At 33.0% G+C, this 20,815-nt stretch carries 18 protein-coding genes; 8 read left to right on the top strand and 10 right to left on the bottom strand.

Translation table 11 applies throughout. The features are described 5' to 3' along the window. From GQR97_RS03575 to tsaB, 4 genes are all read left to right on the top strand, one after another. A complete protein-coding gene (locus GQR97_RS03575; RefSeq protein WP_158845422.1) occupies positions 1-1,245 on the top strand; it encodes an ABC transporter permease in 1,245 nt (414 codons plus the stop codon). Between the two features lie 12 nt (positions 1,246-1,257). Next, complete coding sequence (locus GQR97_RS03570) at positions 1,258-2,379, top strand: efflux RND transporter periplasmic adaptor subunit (protein WP_158845419.1); 1,122 nt, start codon at positions 1,258-1,260, stop codon at positions 2,377-2,379. Continuing rightward, positions 2,372-3,715 (top strand): TolC family protein, encoded by a 1,344-nt coding sequence (locus tag GQR97_RS03565; protein WP_158845416.1) that lies wholly within the window; start codon positions 2,372-2,374, stop codon positions 3,713-3,715. Before GQR97_RS03570 ends, GQR97_RS03565 begins: the two co-directional genes overlap by 8 nt. Before the next feature lie 138 nt (positions 3,716-3,853). After that, entirely contained in the window at positions 3,854-4,531 is a 678-nt protein-coding gene (tsaB, locus tag GQR97_RS03560; protein ID WP_158845414.1) for a tRNA (adenosine(37)-N6)-threonylcarbamoyltransferase complex dimerization subunit type 1 TsaB, read from the top strand. An 85-nt stretch (positions 4,532-4,616) separates the two neighbouring features. Here tsaB and GQR97_RS03555 read toward each other — a convergent pair whose 3' ends face one another. From GQR97_RS03555 to GQR97_RS03535, 5 genes are all read right to left on the bottom strand, one after another. Further along, complete coding sequence (locus tag GQR97_RS03555; protein ID WP_158845412.1) at positions 4,617-5,441, bottom strand: mechanosensitive ion channel family protein; 825 nt, start codon at positions 5,439-5,441, stop codon at positions 4,617-4,619. 88 nt (positions 5,442-5,529) lie between these two features. After that, positions 5,530-5,883 (bottom strand): DUF1304 domain-containing protein, encoded by a 354-nt coding sequence (locus GQR97_RS03550; protein ID WP_158845409.1) that lies wholly within the window; start codon positions 5,881-5,883, stop codon positions 5,530-5,532. 15 nt (positions 5,884-5,898) lie between these two features. Then, complete coding sequence (locus tag GQR97_RS03545) at positions 5,899-7,935, bottom strand: thioredoxin domain-containing protein (RefSeq protein WP_158851574.1); 2,037 nt, start codon at positions 7,933-7,935, stop codon at positions 5,899-5,901. Positions 7,936-8,134: 199 nt separating this feature from the next. Beyond that, a complete protein-coding gene (locus GQR97_RS03540) occupies positions 8,135-8,335 on the bottom strand; it encodes a dodecin family protein (protein ID WP_158845405.1) in 201 nt (66 codons plus the stop codon). A gap of 84 nt (positions 8,336-8,419) precedes the next feature. Beyond that, positions 8,420-9,322: a NifU family protein gene (locus GQR97_RS03535; RefSeq protein ID WP_158845402.1), complete on the bottom strand. Its 903-nt coding sequence runs from the start codon at positions 9,320-9,322 to the stop codon at positions 8,420-8,422. Positions 9,323-9,494: 172 nt separating this feature from the next. Here GQR97_RS03535 and GQR97_RS03530 point away from each other — a divergent pair, with 172 nt between their 5' ends. Continuing rightward, the gene (locus tag GQR97_RS03530; protein ID WP_158845399.1) at positions 9,495-10,499 is read left to right on the top strand and encodes a type IX secretion system membrane protein PorP/SprF; all 1,005 of its coding nucleotides are present in this window, start codon (positions 9,495-9,497) and stop codon (positions 10,497-10,499) included. A 214-nt stretch (positions 10,500-10,713) separates the two neighbouring features. Here the strand turns inward: GQR97_RS03530 and GQR97_RS03525 are convergent, their stop codons facing one another. After that, positions 10,714-11,883: a VWA domain-containing protein gene (locus GQR97_RS03525; RefSeq protein ID WP_158845396.1), complete on the bottom strand. Its 1,170-nt coding sequence runs from the start codon at positions 11,881-11,883 to the stop codon at positions 10,714-10,716. A gap of 218 nt (positions 11,884-12,101) precedes the next feature. Here GQR97_RS03525 and GQR97_RS03520 point away from each other — a divergent pair, with 218 nt between their 5' ends. The 3 genes from GQR97_RS03520 to GQR97_RS03510 are packed head-to-tail and all read left to right on the top strand — an operon-like array spanning position 12,102 to position 15,594. Continuing rightward, positions 12,102-14,282: a histidine kinase gene (locus GQR97_RS03520; protein WP_317164125.1), complete on the top strand. Its 2,181-nt coding sequence runs from the start codon at positions 12,102-12,104 to the stop codon at positions 14,280-14,282. 12 nt (positions 14,283-14,294) lie between these two features. Continuing rightward, entirely contained in the window at positions 14,295-15,029 is a 735-nt protein-coding gene (locus tag GQR97_RS03515; RefSeq protein WP_158845393.1) for a LytR/AlgR family response regulator transcription factor, read from the top strand. A 49-nt stretch (positions 15,030-15,078) separates the two neighbouring features. Next, on the top strand, positions 15,079-15,594 hold the full coding sequence (locus tag GQR97_RS03510; RefSeq protein ID WP_158845390.1) for a gamma carbonic anhydrase family protein: 516 nt from the start codon (positions 15,079-15,081) through the stop codon (positions 15,592-15,594). Positions 15,595-15,752: 158 nt separating this feature from the next. Here the strand turns inward: GQR97_RS03510 and murI are convergent, their stop codons facing one another. Genes murI through mrdA form a run of 4 tightly spaced genes read right to left on the bottom strand, consistent with a single transcriptional unit; the run spans position 15,753 to position 20,417 of the window. Beyond that, positions 15,753-16,532 (bottom strand): glutamate racemase, encoded by a 780-nt coding sequence (murI, locus tag GQR97_RS03505; protein WP_158845387.1) that lies wholly within the window; start codon positions 16,530-16,532, stop codon positions 15,753-15,755. Between the two features lies 1 nt (position 16,533). After that, positions 16,534-17,169 carry a peptide deformylase gene (gene def / locus GQR97_RS03500; RefSeq protein ID WP_158845385.1) on the bottom strand — a complete coding sequence of 212 codons (636 nt, stop codon included), beginning with the start codon at positions 17,167-17,169 and terminating at the stop codon, positions 16,534-16,536. Between the two features lie 33 nt (positions 17,170-17,202). Then, positions 17,203-18,480, bottom strand: coding sequence for a rod shape-determining protein RodA (gene rodA, locus GQR97_RS03495; RefSeq protein WP_158845382.1), 1,278 nt, complete (start codon positions 18,478-18,480; stop codon positions 17,203-17,205). After that, the gene (gene mrdA / locus GQR97_RS03490; RefSeq protein WP_158845379.1) at positions 18,480-20,417 is read right to left on the bottom strand and encodes a penicillin-binding protein 2; all 1,938 of its coding nucleotides are present in this window, start codon (positions 20,415-20,417) and stop codon (positions 18,480-18,482) included. Before mrdA ends, rodA begins: the two co-directional genes overlap by 1 nt. Positions 20,418-20,815: the final 398 nt, after the last annotated feature.

The following is a 20,815-nucleotide window of genomic DNA, read 5'->3' as shown; positions in this document are numbered from 1 at the left end:
ATGTTTAAATTTTTACTAGAGAAAGATACCTGGCAAGAAGTTTTCGATAGCTTAAGCAAAAACAAACTACGGTCTATTTTAACCATGGTTGGTGTTTGGTGGGGTATTTTATTACTTATTGGTTTACTTGGTTCTGCACGTGGTTTAGAGAATTCTTTTAACGTGTTGTTTGGAGATTTTGCAACTAACAGTGTTTTTGTTTGGGGGCAAAGTACAGGGAAACCTTTTAAAGGTTTTCAAGAAGGTCGAGAGGTGAAATTATCATTATCCGACGCTAAAAAAATAGAAGAAAATGTTGAAGGTATCGAGTTTGTACTTCCTAGAAATCAAAGAAGCGCAACGGTTACAAAGAATTTTTTATCAGGAAGTTTTCAAATGGCGGGCGATTATCCGCTTTTAGATCAACTTCAAAAGAAAAAATTAATACACGGTCGTTTTATCAATCAGAATGATATTGATGACAATAAAAAAATTGTAGTCATTTCAGAAGATACTTATAAACAGCTTTATGAAAAAGATGCCGAAGTTATTGGAACCTATTTAATTATTAATGATATTAATTTTAAAGTTGTTGGAATGTTCGATTCTGGTAACGTTAATATGGGGCCGTCTACAGATATGCATATTCCGTTTACTACCTATCAGCAAATTTACAATCAAGGCGATCGTATAGGTTGGATGATGATCACCGGAAAACCAGAATATGATATTAAGCAAATAGAAGAAGATTCTAAATTGTTACTAAAAAACTTAAATAATATTCACCCAGAAGATAAGCGTGCATTTGGAAGTTTTAATTTAGGAAAAGAGTTTTCTAAAATGACGGGCTTTTTAACCGGTATGCAATTTTTAACATGGTTTGTGGGTATTGCTACATTAATAGCTGGAGTTTTTGCTATTGGGAATATCCTATTAATTACCGTAAAAGAACGAACCAAAGAAATTGGAGTGCGTCGGGCACTAGGTGCAACTCCATTCGAGATTAAAAGACAAATAGTTGTCGAGGCTGTGTTTTTAACATTAGTAGCAGGCCTGTTTGGTATTATTTCCGGAGGTTTAATTTTAATACTACTCGATAATCTTTTTGGGCAGGGAGCCGATGCCGCATTAGTAAATGCTTCTGTATCTATAGGTGTGGTATTTACAGCCTTATTGATATTAGTCGTTTTAGGTACTTTAATAGGCCTAATTCCTGCAACAAAAGCAACAAGTATTAAACCAATAGAAGCTTTAAGAGAAGAATAAACAATCAAAAAAATGAAAAAAACAGTAAAAATTATTGCAGTAATAGTAGTCATCTTACTATTAGCCTTTGTATTAAAGTATTTTAAGGATGCAAATTCTAAAGGTATTGAAGAGTTTAAGGTCGAGTCACCTTTTTACACATCAATTAATACAAAAGCAGTTGCCACAGGGAAATTAAACCCAGAGGAGGAGATTGAATTGAAACCTCAAATTCCTGGTATTGTAGATAAGATTTTAGTTGAAGAAGGAGACAAGGTTAAAAAAGGAGATTTAATTGCTACTATTAGAGTAGTACCAAACGAGCAAAGTTTGGTAAGTGCAAGTAGCCGTATATCATCTACTAAATTATCTTTTGAGAACGCAAAAGTATTGTACAATCGAAACAAAGCTCTTTTCGAAAAAGGTGTTATTTCTAAGCAAGACTTTGAGAACAGTGAGTTAGGTTACAATCAAGCCAAAGAAACTTACGGACAAGCGCAAAACGATTATCAAATCATTAAGCGTGGTTCTATTTCTGGAGGAAGCTCTGCAAACACCAATATTGTTGCTCAAATTCCTGGTACTATTTTAGAGATTCCAGTAAGAGAAGGCGATCAAGTAATTCAAAGTAATAACTTTAATGCAGGAACAACTATTGCTACTATTGCAGATATGAGTTTAATGATTTTTGAAGGTAAAGTTGATGAAGCTGAAGTAGGAAAGTTAAAAGAAGGTAAAGTGATTAAAGTTGTTTTAGGAGCTATTGCTAATAAAGAATTTCCTGCAAAATTAACGTTTGTTGCACCAAAAGGTATTGAAGAAAACGGAGCGGTACAGTTTACTATTAAAGCCGATGTTGAAATAGATTCTACTACAAATATTAGAGCAGGGTATAGCGCCAATGCAGAAATTGATATTGAAGCTAAGGATAGTGTTTTGGCTATTAGAGAAGCTTTACTGCAGTATAATAGAATTACAGAAAAACCTTTTGTTGAAATATCTGAAGGAGATAACAAATACCGTAAAGAAAACGTAGAGTTAGGTCTGTCTGATGGTATAAATGTAGAAATACTAGAAGGCGTTAAAGAAGGCGATAAGATTAAGGTTTGGAATAAAGCATCAAAAGATAACGAAGATGAGGACGAAGATGAATAATATTACACTGCAAAATTTAAAGAAAGCACTATTCTTAGCTGTTTTATCTTGTTCAGTTACATCATTTTCACAAGAGAAGTTGTGGAGCTTAGAAGCTTGTGTAAATCATGCTTTGGAACATAATGTCACGATTAAACAAGCTGAGAATTCACTTCTTACGAACGATCAAGATATAATTGCTGCTAAGGGACAATTTTTGCCATCAGTAAGTGGTAGTGTCTCTCAAGGTTTAAGTTTAGGAACCTCTTTGGTTGCGGAAGGTATTTTTGCAAATAGAACCAGTCATTCCACAAACGCTGGACTTAGTGTTTCGCAAACGGTTTTCAATGGTTTTAGAAATTTAAATAATAGCAAATCGGCTTTTTTAAATCGTGAAACTAATGAGCTAGAACTTAGTCGTATTAAAGATGATATTTCGCTTAATGTTGTAAACGCATATTTAAATGTACTTTTTAATAAAGAAAATTTAGAAACTGCTCAAGCACAAATGCAGTTTAGTGAAAAACAACTAAATCAAGTTAAGAGTTTAGTTGATGCTGGAGTGCAACCCAAAGCTAATATTTACGATGCCGATGCTACTCTAAGTCGAGATGCACAACAAGTAACACTAGCCGAAAATAATTTTAATTTAGCATTATTATCACTTTCACAACTTTTACAAGTACCTTACAATGGGTTTAATGTTGAAATAATTGATATTAATTCACCTTCTGAAGCTGTTATGTATAAAAGCGTAGATCCCGTTTTAAATTATGCTTTAGAAAATAGAAATGAAATTAAAATTGCTGAAAAAAATATTGAAAGTGCAGAATTAAACACCGAGATTTCTAAAGGTGGTTACTTACCATCTGTATCTTTAAGCTACGGTTTTGGTACTAATGCTTTTTATTCAAATTTATCGAGTAATGAAGAAGCTTTTTTAGAGCAGCTAAATAATAATAAAGGACACAGTTTTAATTTGGGCGTAAGCATTCCTATCTTTTCAAGATTTCAAAATAAAACTAATGTTGCAAAATCTAAAATTCAAGAAGATAATTCTAAACTACGTTTACAACAAGCTAAAATAGATTTAGAGTCTAATATTCAACGTGCTTATACTGATGCTCAAGCCGGTTTAAAAGCTTATTTAGCAGCAAAGAAATCTTTAGAATCTCAAACTTTAGCGTTTAATAACTCTAAAGAGCGTTTTGATATTGGTGTACTAACGAATTTTGATTTAGAGCAAGCTCGTGTACAACTTATAAATGCAGAATCTTCTTTAATAAATGCGAAATACGATTTCGTTTTCAAAACAAAAGTATTAGACTTTTACATGGGTAAATCTTTAGTAAATTAGTTTTCGATTTAGTATAATTCGTAATAATAAATCAAGGCTATCATTTATTTAAATGATGGCCTTTTTACTTTTTATAGACTCTCAATATTTTTCTAATAATAAAAACAATATTTTTGCAATTCCAATGAAAATGAAAACATGAGTACATTTATATTAAATATAGAAACAGCAACTACAAATTGCTCGGTATCCATTGCAAAAAATGGTGAAACTATTGTTTTAAAAGAAGATAACGATAAAAGTTATTCGCATGCCGAAAGACTTCATGTTTATATAGATGAAGCCTTAAAAGAAGCTGGGATTAATTCTGTAGATTTAAGCGCGATAGCGATAAGTAAAGGCCCTGGATCTTATACTGGGTTACGTATTGGCGTTTCTACAGCAAAAGGGCTCTGTTTCGCTTTAGATAAACCTTTAATTTCTGTGCCAACACTACAAGCTCTTGCTTATAAAGTACAATTAGAAAATGGTGTTATTGTGAGTATGTTAGATGCCCGACGTATGGAAGTGTATTCTGCTATTTACGATTCTAATTATAATGAAATAAGAACAACTGAAGCTCAGATTTTAGATGAAAACGCTTTCGCGGAAAATTTACAGAACGGAAAAGTCTATTTTATAGGAAATGGTGTTGAGAAAACAAAAACACTTATTACAAATCCTAATGCCATTTTTATTGAAGATAAATTACCATCGGCTAATGAAATGAGTGCCTTGGCTTTTAAAAAATATCAAAACAATGATTTTGAAGATGTAGCCTATTTTGAACCTTATTATTTAAAAGATTTTGTGGCTTTAAAGCCAAAGAAAAAATAATAGAATTAGTTTTTTGAATATAAAAAAAGCCCTGATAGTTTTAACTATCAGGGCTTTTTAAATTAATAAGTTTTAAGCTAAAGGCTTAAGCTTCTTTATGTATTTCAACTTGGTGTGGGTAAGGAATTTCAATTCCAGCCGCATCAAGAGCTTCTTTTACATTTTCAGTAATACCAAAATAAACATCCCAGTAATCTGCAGTTGTACACCATGGTCTAACGGCAAAGTTAATCGAGCTATCAGCTAATTCCGATACATTTACAGTAGGAGCAGGGTTTTGTAATACTTTAGGATGAGATGTTAATACATCCATAAGTACTTGTTTGGTTTTCTTAATATCAGAATCGTAACCAACACCGAAAGTTAAGTCTACACGGCGAGTACCTTCCGTAGAATAGTTAATTATATTTCCGTTAGATAAAGATCCGTTCGGAATAATAATTTCTCTGTTTGATAAACCTGTTAATTTAGTTGTGAAAATTTCAATTTCTTTAACAACACCAAGTTCACCTTGAGCTTCAATTAAATCACCAATTTTTATAGGTTTAAAAATCATAAGTAAAACACCACCAGCAAAATTACCTAAAGAACCTTGTAAAGCTAAACCAACAGCTAAACCTGCAGCGGCTAAAATAGCGGCAAACGATGTGGTTTCTACACCAACAGTTCCTAAAACAACAATAATTAAAACAATTTTCAGACCCCAACCACAAAGGTTTAATAAGAATTTTTGAAGACTCTCATCATAATTCCCTTTGGACATCATTTTTTGAGCTGCTTTTAATATTTTTTTAATAATCCAAGAACCAATAATCCAAATAAGGATAGCTCCAATAATTTTAGTTCCATATTCTAAGGCTAGATCAATCCATTTACCTGTGTCAATCCCTTTTAAGTTTTCTAAATCCATGATTTTTATTGATTTTATTTGTTCTGTAAAATTAAAAACTAATATGTTATTTTGATTAGTTTTTTATGATAAAAAATTATTAAATATTTTAAACTAAACTTAATATAAGGGCAATAATTGCAGGAATAGATTGCGCATAAAAAAGTTTAATCTGCTTTGTAGAATAAGACCCATAAATACCTGCAATAGTCACACAAATAAGAAAGAAAATCACAAAAGATTGATTTCCTGTTAGAATAGCAAAAATAATACCTGCCGCAATAAACCCATTGTATAGGCCTTGGTTTGCTGCTAATATTTTGGTTTCTTCTGCAAATGCGGCCGATTTTATCCCAAAAGATTTTATGGTTCTAGGTTTTGTCCAAAAAAACATTTCTAAGATTAAAAAGTAAATGTGTTCAATAGCAACAATAATGGTAAAAATAAGAGCAAGAGTTTTCATGTATGATTTGGTTTTTTATTTGGTTAGAAGGTTTTTAGCATCGCTTACTTCAGAAACAGGTAGTTTACAGGCTTGATTCACACAAACATAAATAAGTGTTTTACTTGGGTTAAATCTGTTTTTTAATAATGGCATGTTGTTTTCTAAAGAGCTTCCAGCAATAAGTTTATTCGGAATGTAAGTTTTGTTGAGTTCGTTTATTTTTTGTTTTGCGTTGCTACCAACTATGGCAACTTCGTAAAAAGGATTGGAATAATTCAGCATTAAATCTAACCAGTTAGAATACCCAGAAGCATAGTCTTGCATTTCTGGTTTTACGTTATTTAACATGGTTTGGGCAGTAGTTCGGTAATGCTCATCATCAAAATAATGAGATAGTTTGAATAAATTTTTAGCCATGATAGAATTACTGGCAGGAATTACATTATCACGATAATCAATACTTCTGGTCACTAAAGAGGCATCGCTATTAGATGTGAAATAAAACAAGCCACTTTGATCATCGTAAAAATAATCGAAAGCGTAGTTTGCTAAATCTCTCGCGGTGTTTAGCCATTTTTCGTCTAAAGTATTTTCATAAAGTGCAAGAAAAGCATCAATAGTTGTAGCGTAATCTTCAAGATAGCCATTAATACTGCTTTTTCCATTTTTGTAATTATGAAATAAGCTACCATCATTTTGTAATTGCGTATTTAAAATGAAGTTTCCATTTTTTTTAGCGGAAGCAAGATAATCAGGGTTGCCAAAAACACGATAAGCATCGGTGTAACCTTTCAGCATTATAGCATTCCAAGAGGTTAGCGTTTTATCATCTAATCTTGGTTTTTCTCTTTTGTTTCTGGCTTCTAGTAATATTTGTTTCCAATTATTTTTCTTTTTAACTAAATCTTCAAGATTTATTTTATGTTTTTTAATAATGGAAGCATCATCATCTTTTCGGATTAAGACATAGTTGCTGTGTTCCCAAAGGCCAAAATTATTTACGTTGTAATATTCGGAGAATAATTCAAAATCATCTGCTATTAATGTTTTAAGTTCTTCTTGATTCCATACGTAATAAGCACCTTCTTCCAGTTCACCTTTCGAGTTATGACTATCGGCGTCGAGTGAGGAATAAAAGGCCCCATTTTCGGTAGTCATGTTTTGTTTTATATAAGCTAAGGTTTCTTCGACTACATTTTTATATAATTCATTTTTTGAAATTAAATAGGCGTCGGCGTATAAACTAACAAGTTGACTGTTATCATAAAGCATTTTTTCAAAATGAGGCACGTGCCATTTACTGTCTACTGAATATCTAGAAAAACCACCACCAATTTGATCGAAGACACCACCGTAAGCCATTTTTTTAAGCGTAAGATTTACGTAGTCTTGAAGCTTTTCGTCATTTGTCTGATAAGCGTAGCGCAATAAAAAATGATAGTTATTTGGCATCATAAATTTAGGTGAACGGCTTAAACCTCCAAATGTGTGATCGAATTGTTTAGACCATTCAGAGACTGCTTCTGCAATAAATTCGGTTTTAAAAACGGGTTCGTCGGTATTTACTTTAACAACATCCATAGATTTTATGCCATGTTCTAATTTATCGGCATATTCTATCAGCTTTTCGGGGTTTTTAGTATATAATTTAGAAATTTGACCTAAGGCATCCAGCCATTGTTCTTTTTTAAAATATGTGCCACCCCAAACAGGTCGGCCGTCGGGTAGGGTAATTACGTTCATGGGCCAGCCGCCACTTCCCGTCATCAGTTGTACAGCGTTCATATAAACTTGATCTACATCTGGGCGCTCTTCGCGATCTACTTTTATGTTTATAAAGTTTTTATTCATTACTTGTGCTACCAAACTATCTTCAAAACTTTCGTGTTCCATAACATGGCACCAATGGCAAGCCGCGTAACCAACACTTAATAGAATTAATTTATTTTCGGTTTTGGCTTTAGCTAATGTTTTATCGTTCCAAGGATTCCAATCTACGGGATTGTGAGCGTGCTGTAGTAAATACGGACTAGTCTCGTGTATGAGTTCATTAGTGTATTTATGTGTCATTGGGTTGGAGTTTTGACCTTTACAGCCCATAATTAAAATAAAAAATACAAGTAATAGAAGGTGTTTCATGTCTCAAAGTTAAGTAAATATTGTTAAATGCCTTGTGTTATTAAAAAGGTGTGTTTTATTAAAAATAAAGGCATAAAAAAAGCGTCCTATAAATTATAGAACGCTTAAGTTTTTTGTTTTTAAAATGAATTTAGTTCACTTCAAAAGTAATTTTTACATTTACTCTAAAGTCTGCTACTTCGCCATCCTTAACGCTTGCACTTTGTTCTTGAACATATACAGAACGAATATTTTTAACGCTTTTTGATGCGTGTTTTACTGCTTTTTTAGTTGCATCTTCCCAACTTTTTTCTGAGTTTGCTAAAACTTCAATTACTTTTAGTACTGCCATGATATAAAATTTATTTAGTTAAAAAATAGTTTACCTTAAAGATAACTAAAAATAAGACCCTAAATAAATTATAACGTCACTTTTTTAGCCGTTAACAGCTTCTACCATAGCAACTTTTCCAGGTAGCATTTCTTTCAACATATTTTCAATACCACTTTTTAATGTATAAGTAGATGAAGGACAACCACTACAAGCGCCTTGTAAAAGTACGCTTACATTTTTAGTTTCTGCATCATAAGATATAAACTGAATATTACCACCATCACTGGCAACAGCAGGTTTTACATATTCTTCAAGAATATTTATAATTTCTTTAGAGGTGTCATCAAGTGTATCAAAATGCGTATCGACTTGTTCTGTCGATTTTTTCATAGTTTCTGCCGCTTCTGGTAAAACTACTTCTTTTCCATCTTCAATATAACTTCTAATAAATTCACGAAGTTCTAAAGTGATTCCTTCCCATTCTGCGATGTCATATTTTGTAATCGATACATAGTTTTCATCTAGAAAAACACTTTTTACAAACGGAAAATGAAACAACTCTGTAGCCAAAGGCGAAAGTTTAGCATCATCAATAGAGGTGAATTCGAAAAGTGCAGTTACTATTTTCTTGTTAGCAACAAATTTTATAACGGCTGGGTTTGGTGTGCTTTCAGCATAAACGGTAACCGGAACTTTTTTAGGCGCTGCCGATTCTTCAATTACAATACCATTATCATTTAAATAGACCTCAATTTGTTCCGCCATTTCATCTTGCACATCCTTCCATTCCACAATACTGTAACGTTCAACAGCAATAAAATTACCCGAAATGTAAACTTTTTTTACAAACGGTAAATAAAATAATTGTTGAGCTAAAGGAGAACTTTTTGCTTCGTCAATATTATTAAATTCAAAACTTTGGTGCTGTGTAATAAATTGATTTAACTCAAATTTTACTATATTATCGTTAGATGTTTCCCTAACGGAAACCTTAAAATTACTCATTTTAGCTATTTTTTTACAAAAATACTAAAAGAAAACTTTAGATATCCATATATTTGAGTTTTGTTGCCCGATTATAGAACTTAACAAAGTGTAGATTTCGTTATAAGTTTAAGGTTGTAATTTTTTTAGAATTTGGGCGTTTATAATAGCAAATATACCACGTGTAACGATTATGAAATTAAAATATATTTTTATTGTAATTACGGCAATGTTGTGTTCCAACTTGACAACTTCTCAAGAAGGATTACCAATTTACACCGATTATTTAACCGATAATTATTATTTAATTCACCCATCAATGGCGGGTGCCGCAAATTGTGCTAAACTCCGTCTTACAGCTAGACAACAATGGTTTGGGCAAGACGATGCTCCAAAGTTAATGACCATGAGTGTAAGTAGCAGAATTGGTGATACACCATCGGCAGTTGGAGGTATCCTATATACCGATAAAAACGGATATCATTCGCAAACAGGAGCTTATGCAACCTATGCACATCACCTTATGTTTTCGCGTTCTCCAGTAGATTTAAATATGCTTTCTTTTGGTTTAAGCGCCGGAATAATTCAATATAAATTAGACGAAACATCATTTCTTTTCGATGGTCCAGATCCAATAATAGACGGCACCGTACAAAGTGAAACAAACTTTAATTTAGACTTTGGTTTCTCTTACCAATTTTTAGATTATTATGCACATGGTACAGTAAAGAATTTAATTAAAAATTCAGGAATAAATTCAGACACAAATATTACGAGTAATTTAAGACGTTACCTATTTTCTTTAGGAGCTGTTTTTGGTAAATATGGAAGTACTTGGAGTTACGAACCTTCATTAATGTTTCAATATCGTGATGCTACAAAAGAAGGCGGTCTAGATATTAATGCTAAAGCTTATAAACAAATGGATTTTGGTAAAGTTTGGGGAGGAATTTCATACCGTCAAAGTAGTGATGGAGCGGAGTATTTAACAAGCAGTAATTCTAAAAAGAGTCAAAAATTACAGCAAATTACACCAATTTTGGGTGTCAACTTTAACGAATTCATGTTTGCTTATACCTACACATACCAATCAAATTCTTTGGTGTTCACAAACGGTGGCTTCCACCAATTCACGCTAGGTTATAACTTTAATTGTCGTAAAGAAGCATACCACTGTAACTGTCCAGCGGTTAATTAAAAATAAGAATAACAGTTCAACATATATAAATAAATCCCACCAGTGTTTGGCGGGATTTATTGGTTATAATCATTTCTATTTGGGCGTGTCACCTCCTTTGGTCGGTGTCGGGCTTTCACTACTCGCTCCCTTCCTTTGGTCGGGGAGCTTAAACAGGCCGTTCAATCCCTCACGCACTAATTGCAGCGGCAGTACATCGAAGTTAATTAATATACTATTTCCAGCTATAGTTTTTCTTTTCAGCTTGAGCTTTAATAGCATTAGTCATAGCGTTTTCTAAACCATTATCACTTTCTGTTTTTTGCTTTGAAACATAATCTTTACGTTTCTCATTCAATTCCTGAATTTCATTTTGGATACTCTCACGTTCCTTACGTTTTGTTTCAATATAGCTTTTAATTTCAGTAGCCGATTTTCCTTTTAATTCTTGAGGCAAGGCATCATCTTTTAAATCCGAAATAACAACCTCCTCCATTTCGTCTGCATCCACTAAATCCCAAGATTTGTTTTTATACAAATGAGAACTTTTACTAACCGATCTACTTACAGCATTCGCTTTACTATAACCCGCGGCATTGTTATCTTGTTCAGCTTGCATTTCTTTTTTGCGTTCACCTTTGGCACCATAAATTACATAAGTTTTATTCAGTTTTTTATTCAAAATTAAAATGGCATCATCATAAGGCGATGCAATATGTACCGTTTTAGTATTTTGCTCAATAGCCATATAATCACCATGCGTTAATTCTGCACCAGCTTGCCATTTGGTAGAAATACCTTGCATGTAATTACCACAAAAAATAGTGTTAACCGTAACATCCTTTTCATTTGCATTGGTAGATGCGTCTTTATAATTCACCTTACCTTGTGTAAAAGGCTCGTTTCCTGCAATAAAAATAAGTTTAAGATCATCAGGGTTTTTACCCCAATTAAGTTGATTTAAGGATGTTTGAATTACTTGCCCACAATATTCTTCACCACCATTTGTGGTTAAAGAAAATAATTCTTTAGAAATATCATCCAAGTCATCACTAAACTCTAAAACCTGTTTAATGTAACCTTCATCTCCGTTTAAATTATCGTTACCATATTCGTATAACGCAATTTGTAAATTCGGTTTTTGGTTACCACATTTAGCGTAAGAGAGTTCGTTTACAATATCCCAAAGTTGTGCTTTAGCTTGATCTATTAAACCATCCATGCTATTACTAGTATCTAATAAAAGCGCCACTTTAATAAATTGTTTATTGGGTTCTTTATGTTCTACTGTTTGCTCCACTTTATGTTCTGCATAAAGTTCTGGTTGCTTTTTTGTGTTAGCATTGCATGAGGTTAAACCTATTAATGCTGTGCAAAAGGCTAATGTTTTTAAGTTAGATTTCATAGTGTTTTTGTTTTTTGAATGAGAATTACTTCAATACTGTAAAGTTAAAACCAAACCCCTTCATAATAAAACAAGAATGCGTAACAGTGGTGTTTCAATGAGTGAAACCAATTTTTAAATGCGTAAACCTAACCTTTAGGTCGAAAAAAGGCTGCTATTTCTAAAACCATCATTTTATTATACCAAGTAAAGTGCGTAAGTTTATCATTGTAAAAATTATGATGAAGACTTTTTTTAAACATATATCCATTTTAAGCTTTGTTCTGTTCGGCTCGCTAGTTTTGGCGCAGAGTAGCAATACTTTAAATACCCAAGGCTCAAGGTTTACAGTCCGCGGATCGGTGATTGAAAGTGAAACCCGAAAACCAATTGCAGATGTAAATATTGAAGTTAATGGTGGCGGATATGCCACAACCGATATCATGGGCGATTTCAGAATTGAAGTTCGAGAGGGTGACGAACTCACCATAAGACATAAAGATTTTGAAACCGTTTATTACACTATAAAAAGTAATGAGCGTATTGAAGTGCAAGTGGAAACCAATAAGGAAGATAGAGTATTATCAAAATACAGCAAACGATCTCGCAGTAATCCAGAATCCTTTAAATCACTTATAGATTCGGCTGATAATTATTTAAAAAAAGATGCTAGAAAAAGTATTCAGTTTATATCCGAAGCTTTAGCAGAAACAAACTCTTCAAAAGATAATAGTATTGCTTATGAAGCTTTAGGCGATGTTTATTTTTATTGGAAGCAATACGATTTGGCAGTTTCAGACTATAGAATAAGCCTGCAGAGTACAGAAACGAACGAGGTATCTTTGAAATTAGCAAACGCTTATAAACTCAATAAAAATTATCAAGAAAGTATTCAAACCTATAATGAGCTAGATAAAAAGGAACTCACTAATTGGCAATTAGTATCGCTTTACGAAGGCTTGGGCGATGTGTATTTGTTAACCAAAGATTTTAATAAGTCTATTGAAAATTATAAGGAAGGATTATACGTAGCACAAAGCCATTTAATTAAACCCAAAGAAACCGATTTAAACTCTAAAATAGCAAAGGCTTATAGCGCAAAAGGCGACTCGGAAAAAGCCAAAGGGTTTTTTTATAAGTCATTAGACTTAGCTAATAGCGAAAATAAAAAAAGAGCTGTTTCAGAAAAATTGAAAGTGGCAGATTTTCAAAATGATATTAGCGATTATTCCGAAGAAATTCAATTAAGAAAAGAAGCATTAAGCACTATCAATGAAATTGAAGTCGATTCGGTTTTCGATAATGAAAGTCCACTAACACCGCAAAAACAAAATTATAAAATTGGTAATGCGTATGCCTCCCAAGGCGATGTAGGAAATGCGATAAGTTATCTTGAAAGAAGTATTGAAGAAGCAGAAAGCAAGGAAGATTTAATTGTTAGAAAGGATGCTACTCGAAAACTATCTGAAGTTTATGAAACTGCAGAAGATTATGAGAAATCTTTAAAAGCTTTTCAGAATTATGTGGATTTAGTAGATCAGGTTTATGCGAAAAAAGAACAGCAAATATCACAGGCAGCTCGTTTTAGTAAAGAACTTGCGAGTAAACAAAACCGTATAACAAGTTTAGAAAGCGATCGTGAATTATCAGAAAGTAAATATCAACTCTCTACCGAACAAACTAAACGTCAAAAACTTATTATTTATTCATTAATTGGTGGTTTAGTTTTGCTTTTACTTGCTGCTTTTTTAATGTTCAAATATATAAAACAACAGCGTTTAGCGAATAATTTATTAGCTTTGAAAAGCTTGCGAAGCCAAATGAATCCTCATTTTATTTTTAATGCGCTTAATTCTGTAAATAGCTTTATAGCATCGAATGACGAGCGAACGGCAAATAAATATTTAACAGATTTCTCATTACTTATGCGTGCCGTTTTAGAAAATAGCGAACAAGATTTTATTCCGTTAGAAAAAGAAATTAAACTTTTAGAATTATACACTAAACTTGAACATTTTCGATTTAAAGACAAGTTTGATTATACCATAAAAGTGGATGAGAATATAAATGTAAACGATTTTGTAATTCCGCCTATGTTGTTGCAGCCTTATATAGAAAATGCTGTTTGGCATGGCTTACGCTATAAAAAAACAAAAGGAAATTTAGAAATTGCAATTGCGCAATCTAACCCAGATGAAATAACGATTAGCATTACGGATGATGGTATTGGTCGCGAAAAATCTAAAGCTTTAAAAACCGAGCATCAACAAAAGCAGAACTCCAAAGGGATGGGGAATATCAAAAAGCGAGTATCTATTTTAAATGCTATGTATAAAGATAAAGTAGATGTTTTGGTTAGTGATTTTCAAGATGAAGAAGATGCTGGAACTAAAGTTGTTGTTACATTGAAAAAAGATTAAAATAAAACAAAAATGAAACTAACTGCGATAATCGTCGAAGACGAAGAAACTAGCCGAGAAATATTAAGAAATTATCTCAAAAAATATTGCCCAAACGTTGTTGTTTTAGGTGAGGCATCTAACGTTGAAGAAGCTTTGGTTTTAATCCGTAATAACGAATTAGATCTAGTATTTCTAGATGTAGAAATGCCATACGGAAATGCCTTCGATTTACTGGATAAGGTTGGCGATGTTAATTTCGAAACAGTATTTGTAACCGCATATAATCATTACGCAATCGAGGCATTAAACGTTCATGCAAGTTATTATTTAATGAAACCTATTTCTATTGATGAACTTATAAAAGCAGTCGATTACGTTACAGAAATAAAAACAAAAGAAAACGCTTTACAAGATGAAATTTTAGTTCCTAAAACAAATAGTATCAGTGGGAAAATCACCATTCCGCAACTCGATGGTTTCGAAATCCTAAACACAGCCGATATCCTATATTGCAAAGCCGATGATAATTACACCGAAATATATTTAAATAACGATAAAAAGAAAGTTGTTAGTAAAACCTTAAAATATTTCGAGGAAGCCTTGGCTAATTCTAGTTTTTCACGTGTACATAAATCGTATTTAGTAAACGTAAATGAAGTCGTGAAATACTTAAAAGGAAAGGGCGGAAGCGTCTTGCTTAGCAACGGAAAAGAAATTATGGTTTCTGCATCCAAAAAAGCGCAATTATTATCATATTTTAAATAAATTAGCAGAATACTTTCCGCGAAAGCGTAACATTGAAAAAATAAAAATTATGTCTATAATAAAAACCATAAACGGAAAATCTCCACAAATACCTAGCGATTGTTTTATAGCTGAAAATGCAGTGATAGTTGGTGATGTCACGGTAGGGAAACAATGTAGTATTTGGTTTAATGCCGTTATCCGCGGCGATGTACACTACATCAAATTGGGTAACAAAGTAAACGTGCAAGATGGAGCTGTAATACATGCTACATATTTAAAATCGCCAACTACCATTGGGAATAATGTGTCCATTGGGCATAATGCACTTGTGCACGGTTGCACCATTCACGATAATGTTTTGGTTGGTATGGGTAGTATTATTATGGACGATTGCGTTATCGAAAGTAACAGTATTATTGCCGCTGGAGCCGTAGTAACCAAAAATACACACGTAGAATCTGGTAGTATTTACGCCGGTGTTCCCGCTAAAAAAGTAAAGGACATTAGCCAAGAACTTATTTCTGGTGAAATTAACCGCATAGCCGATAATTATATTAAATATTCAAGTTGGTTTAAAGAATAGTCTTTGGGCGTTACCCGAAAAGGGTCGGGCTTTCACTACTCGCTCCCTTCCTTTGGTCGGGGAGCTTAAACATGCCGTTCAATCCCTAACGCAGCCATCTGTTATGGTTTTTCTTAGAGATTTAGTCGGGTGGTAATTTATTGAAGTTTCTAGTATCATTAAAAATTAGAAACTTCAATAGTAAAAGCTTCGTTTAAAACAGAATACATAACTTCAGGGTTTCCGTTGGTTAAAAATCGATTTTCAGGAATATTTTTTTCAGTATTTAATAAATTATTTTGTTGTAAAATGGCTTTGGTTTGGCGAGCTACGGCTTGACCCGAATCTATGATTTTTACATGCTTTGGCAAAATGTCCAGGAGTAGTGGCATTAAATAAGGATAATGCGTACAACCTAAAACAAGGTAGTCTATGTTAGCCTTTATCATCGGGTTGAGGTAGGTTTTTAATAACGATGTCATTTCTGGAGATTCTAATTTTCCATTTTCAATAAGATCTACAATACCTTCGCCATCTTGTTCTATAATATTTACGCCTTTGGCAAATATACCCGCTGTTTTAGAAAACAACGAACTACTTAATGTGCCTTTGGTCGCTAAAATACCAATAGCATTTGTTTTGGTTTGCAAGGCAGCCGGTTTTATCGCTGGTTCTATACCTATAAAAGGAATTTTATAATTTTCTCGAAGATAATCTATAGCGTTTGTTGTTGCTGTATTACACGCAATAACAATAATTTTACAGTTTTGTTTAATTAAATACTCTGTATTTTTTATGCTTAAATCTATAATGGTATCTTTTCCCTTAGGGCCGTAAGGAGCATGTTTACTATCGGCTAAATAGAGTGTATTTTCATTAGGTAGAAGATTGTGAATCTCTCTCCAAATGGAAGTGCCACCAACTCCAGAATCGAATATACCTATAGGGTTTTTATTCATCTTAATCCTTGTTGTTTTTGGCGTCGCGGATTTCTTTTTCTAAGTGATCTAAATATAAAATGCCACTTAAATGATCTATTTCGTGCTGAAATATAACAGCTGTGAAATCCGTTATAGTTTCCGTTTTATGTTCGGCATTCATAGTATCATATTCAATATCTATTGATAGGGAACGGCTGTTAAGCATATCGCTACGATTCGGTATGGATAAGCAACCTTCTTTTACCGATTGTTTCGTGCTAGAATAGTTGATTATTTTGGGGTTTAAATAAACTTCAAACGGCAGGTTTTCTTTATCGAAACGTTGTACCCAAATAATGTTTTTTAGAATACCAACTTGCGGAGCTGCAATGCCTACGCCCATGGACATGCTATCTCTAACTGTAGCGAATAATCTATTTACAAAGGTTTTAAGAACCATATTGTTTAGATCGGGTTTTATATACAAACTTTTTGAGCGTAGTAAAAGTGAATCTTTTTTGTCCGTTATTTTATAAACCCGCATGGGTGTTAAGCTATCGAAACTTGTAATTAAATTTACTTGGTTAGTAGAAAAGCTTTGTTTAATACCGGTTTTACTGCTTGAGCATGCTGCTAAAGTGAGTATTATTGATAGTATTAAAAACAGATTTTTCATTATAGTAAATATAAAAATATAGCGATTAGTAATTTACCATTCGTTGATTTTATTGGAGTCTAATTTAATAAAAATAAAGATTAAAATAGTGAAAGCCCAAAGCCCGGAACCACCATAACTAAATAAAGGTAGCGGAATACCAATGGTTGGAATTAAACCCATAACCATACCTATATTAATAAGAAAGTGGATAAAGATTATAGCGGCAACGCTATAGCCGTAAACGCGACTAAATTGCGATTTTTGTAGTTCTGCCAAATGTAAAATGCGGAGCAGGAGCAAAACAAAAATGATAACTACGAAGGAACTACCAAGAAATCCCCATTCTTCTCCAACAGTACTAAAAATATAATCGGTGTGTTGTTCGGGTACAAATTTACCTGTGGTTCGCGTGCCTTCCATAAAGCCTTTTCCTGAAAAACCGCCTGAACTTATGGCTTTTTCCGATTCGTTAAGGTTGTAAGCAAAAGTTTGCTTCATGCGCTGCAGTTTCACGGGGTCCTTTTCTAAACGCAACCATAGGCTTATACGGTCTTGTTGATGTGGTTGTAAAATACTTTGATAAAAGAATTTTACGCCAAAAGCGACTGATAATGCCGCAATGAGAATCAATGCTAATTGGTAGATTCGAAGTTTTCTTTTATTTAAAAAGTGATAAGCAGTAAGGATTAAAATGGCTATTGTTGATGTGATTATTGGTCCAAATTTTAAAGATAGAATAGAAAGTAAAATAACCGAAACAGCTATGGTTAAATAGAATTTTGGTAATCCTTCACGGTACAGAACAAAAAAGAATGCTCCGTAAACAATGGTACTTCCTGTATCGTTTTGCAGTAAGACTAAAATCGCAGGCGTTATGATAATAGCAAACGTTTTAATTTGATCGCTAAAGTTTTTTATGTTGGTATTTAAATCACTAATGTATTTTGCAACGGCTAGAGCTGTAGCTGTTTTAGCGAACTCACTAGGTTGTAGTGTCATTCCTCCAATGGCATACCAAGAGGTCGCTCCATTTACGTTTTTCCCGAATATAAAGAGTCCAACTAAGGATAACATGGAAATGATGTAAATAATGCTAGAAAAACGCTCGTAGAACTTTGCATCGATGGCTAAGAGCAGAATAATTAAACCGAAGGTTAAAAAAATGAAAATAAGTTGTTTTCCAAAAGGTTGGTCTAAATCGAAATAATCTAAAGTGATCCCGGTATGTGATGCCGATAAAATATTCAGCCATCCAAAACCAACCAAAAGAAAGAATAAAAAAATGGTAATCCAATCGAATTTAAAATGTCTGTTAGTGTCTCTAACCATTAATTTGCTGTTTTATTAATTTTATTCAGCTGTGTTTTTAGTCGGTTGTATTCTTTGTGATCAACAGTTTGCAAGCTTGTTTGACCGTTTATTTTAAAAGGTTCGCCAGAATAGGGTTTAGCATATTCGTTTTCTAAACTATGGTTTAAAATCCATTCTTCTAAATCTTTTCTCGTAATTTCTTTTTTAATATGTTTTTCGATCATTAAACTAGCAATACGACCCGCAAAACGACTTCCCCAATATCCGTTTTCGACAAAAACGGCAATGGCTATTTTTGGGTTGTCTTTTGGAGCGAAAGCTAAAAAAATAGAATGGTCGGTAAGTTGTGTTTTTATACTATCAATTTTAACAAAGTTTTCTACGGTTCCTGTTTTTCCGCAAATATCAATATCTTTTACTTGTAAAGATGCAGCAGTACCTTTTTTATAAACTTGATACATTCCTTCTATAACGGGATCGAAATTTTGTTTATCTATCGTGGTTTTTTTAGGTTTTGTAAATTGATCTGGAAGAGTTTCGCCTTCTATGTTTTTTATAATATGAGGTGTGTAATAATATCCGCGGTTTGCAATAGCAGCTGCCATATTTGCCAATTGAATTGGTGTGGTTGCAACTTCACCTTGACCAATAGCGTTAGAAATGGTATATGTGGAGTAAAAAGTGTTTGGGTAAATATTCTTATAGTAAGCTCTATCGGGAATTCTACCTTTTTGCCCTACATATAAATCATTGTTAAGGAATTCGCCTAAACCAAAACTTTTGGCATGGTTACTCCATGTGTCAATACCTTCGGAAGCATTTCCATTTTTGTCTAAAATTTTTCTATATGTTGTAGCGAAATAGGCGTTACAAGATCGTTGAATGCCCGAAACTAAATCATTTCTAGTACCACTGTGGCAGTGGCATTTCATAAAGCGATTTCCGTATTTATAGCCGCCATAGCAGGTTACCGTTTCATCTGGTGTTATCACTTTTTCTTGTAAAGCAATTAAAGCATTCATTAATTTAAAAGGAGATCCAGGCTCGTAAACACCTTGAAGACTTCTGTTAAAAAGTGGCTTTGCTATAGAATCGTTGTAGAGTTTTGTGAAATTTTTAGAGCGATTTCTTCCTACTAAAATATTAGGATCGTAAGTTGGTGCAGAAATCATCGCTAAAATTTCTCCGGATGATGGTTCTATAGCAATAATACCTCCGCGTTTATTCTGCATAAGCAATTCGCCATAAGCTTGTAAATCTGCCTCGATAGTAATTTTTATGTCTTTACCTTGTTCAGGAATAATATCGAATTCACCATCTTTATAAGGACCAATATTTCGATTAAATCGATCTTTTTGAATAAATTTCAAGCCTTTAACACCACGTAATGTTTTCTCATAAGATGCCTCGATACCTTGTTTTCCGATAAGGTCACCCATTTTGTAATAATCATCACGATTTATAATGGCATTGTTAACCTCTCCAATATCGCCTAAAACGTTGGCGCCAATAGTAGTTTCATAATGTCTAAGAGAACGTTTTTGAATATAAAAGCCTTTAAATTTTCGCATTTTCTCTTGTAGAACGGCATAATCTGATTTGGATAGATGCGATACAAAAACAGACGATAATCTGGGAGAATAACGGCGTGCTTTGTTATATGTTTTTATGAATTTTTCTTTATCAATTTTTAAAAGATTACAGAACTCTAAAGTATCTAATGCTTCTACTTCACGAGGAATAACCATAACATCGTACGATGGTTGATTGGAAACTAGAAGTTCTCCGTTTCTATCATACACAAAACCACGCTTGGGGTAATCCCATACTTTTCTAATGGCGTTATCATCATATAAGCTATCAGAATTCGAGCTGTACACTTGAAGATAAAAAAGCCTAGAAATGAATAAAACACCAACAAGAATGATGGAGATAAAAAGTAAAAATTGCCTCATTTAGTTTTTCTGCTAAAAATAATTGTAATTAGAATAATCAATATAATACTGAATATACTTGAGAATAACGTTTTTTGGAGTATTAAAATTACTTTTGAAATGCTAAATATTTCTAAACTAAATAAAATTAGATGATGTATTAAGGTAAGTAATGAAATGTAAGTTAGTTTTGGTCCGAAATCTACAGCATTAAACCTGATCGTTTGATGCTCATAAATCATTCCGAATGATGATTTTAAAAGTATAGGTCTTATGTAGGCAATAGATACACATGCTGCTGCGTGAATACCACCTGTATCTAAAAATAGATCTATACATAACCCTAAGAAAAAACTAATAAAAAGAATAACTATATGATTGTTTCTAACAGGAAAAAGAGCAATGAATAGGATGTATAT

This window comes from Algibacter sp. L1A34, assembly GCF_009796805.1.
Lineage (GTDB): Bacteria > Bacteroidota > Bacteroidia > Flavobacteriales > Flavobacteriaceae > Algibacter.
The sequence above is the reverse complement of the archived record's forward strand: the minus strand, read 5'-3'. Positions and strand labels throughout refer to the sequence as shown.

What these genes read in the sequence shown, in the direction of transcription:
- GQR97_RS03540 (WP_158845405.1), bottom strand. Translation starts at nt 8,335, where the DNA reads ATGGCAGTACTAAAAGTAATTGAAGTTTTAGCAAACTCAGAAAAAAGT.
- GQR97_RS03555 (WP_158845412.1), bottom strand. Translation starts at nt 5,441, where the DNA reads ATGGATTTAGAAAACTTAAAAGGGATTGACACAGGTAAATGGATTGAT.
- GQR97_RS03530 (WP_158845399.1), top strand. Translation starts at nt 9,495, where the DNA reads ATGAAATTAAAATATATTTTTATTGTAATTACGGCAATGTTGTGTTCC.
- GQR97_RS03550 (WP_158845409.1), bottom strand. Translation starts at nt 5,883, where the DNA reads ATGAAAACTCTTGCTCTTATTTTTACCATTATTGTTGCTATTGAACAC.
- GQR97_RS03520 (WP_317164125.1), top strand. Translation starts at nt 12,102, where the DNA reads ATGATGAAGACTTTTTTTAAACATATATCCATTTTAAGCTTTGTTCTG.
- GQR97_RS03515 (WP_158845393.1), top strand. Translation starts at nt 14,295, where the DNA reads ATGAAACTAACTGCGATAATCGTCGAAGACGAAGAAACTAGCCGAGAA.
- GQR97_RS03575 (WP_158845422.1), top strand. Translation starts at nt 1, where the DNA reads ATGTTTAAATTTTTACTAGAGAAAGATACCTGGCAAGAAGTTTTCGAT.
- GQR97_RS03525 (WP_158845396.1), bottom strand. Translation starts at nt 11,883, where the DNA reads ATGAAATCTAACTTAAAAACATTAGCCTTTTGCACAGCATTAATAGGT.
- def (WP_158845385.1), bottom strand. Translation starts at nt 17,169, where the DNA reads ATGAAAAATCTGTTTTTAATACTATCAATAATACTCACTTTAGCAGCA.
- murI (WP_158845387.1), bottom strand. Translation starts at nt 16,532, where the DNA reads ATGAATAAAAACCCTATAGGTATATTCGATTCTGGAGTTGGTGGCACT.
- GQR97_RS03570 (WP_158845419.1), top strand. Translation starts at nt 1,258, where the DNA reads ATGAAAAAAACAGTAAAAATTATTGCAGTAATAGTAGTCATCTTACTA.
- GQR97_RS03535 (WP_158845402.1), bottom strand. Translation starts at nt 9,322, where the DNA reads ATGAGTAATTTTAAGGTTTCCGTTAGGGAAACATCTAACGATAATATA.
- GQR97_RS03510 (WP_158845390.1), top strand. Translation starts at nt 15,079, where the DNA reads ATGTCTATAATAAAAACCATAAACGGAAAATCTCCACAAATACCTAGC.
- tsaB (WP_158845414.1), top strand. Translation starts at nt 3,854, where the DNA reads ATGAGTACATTTATATTAAATATAGAAACAGCAACTACAAATTGCTCG.
- mrdA (WP_158845379.1), bottom strand. Translation starts at nt 20,417, where the DNA reads ATGAGGCAATTTTTACTTTTTATCTCCATCATTCTTGTTGGTGTTTTA.
- rodA (WP_158845382.1), bottom strand. Translation starts at nt 18,480, where the DNA reads ATGGTTAGAGACACTAACAGACATTTTAAATTCGATTGGATTACCATT.
- GQR97_RS03565 (WP_158845416.1), top strand. Translation starts at nt 2,372, where the DNA reads ATGAATAATATTACACTGCAAAATTTAAAGAAAGCACTATTCTTAGCT.
- GQR97_RS03545 (WP_158851574.1), bottom strand. Translation starts at nt 7,935, where the DNA reads ATGACACATAAATACACTAATGAACTCATACACGAGACTAGTCCGTAT.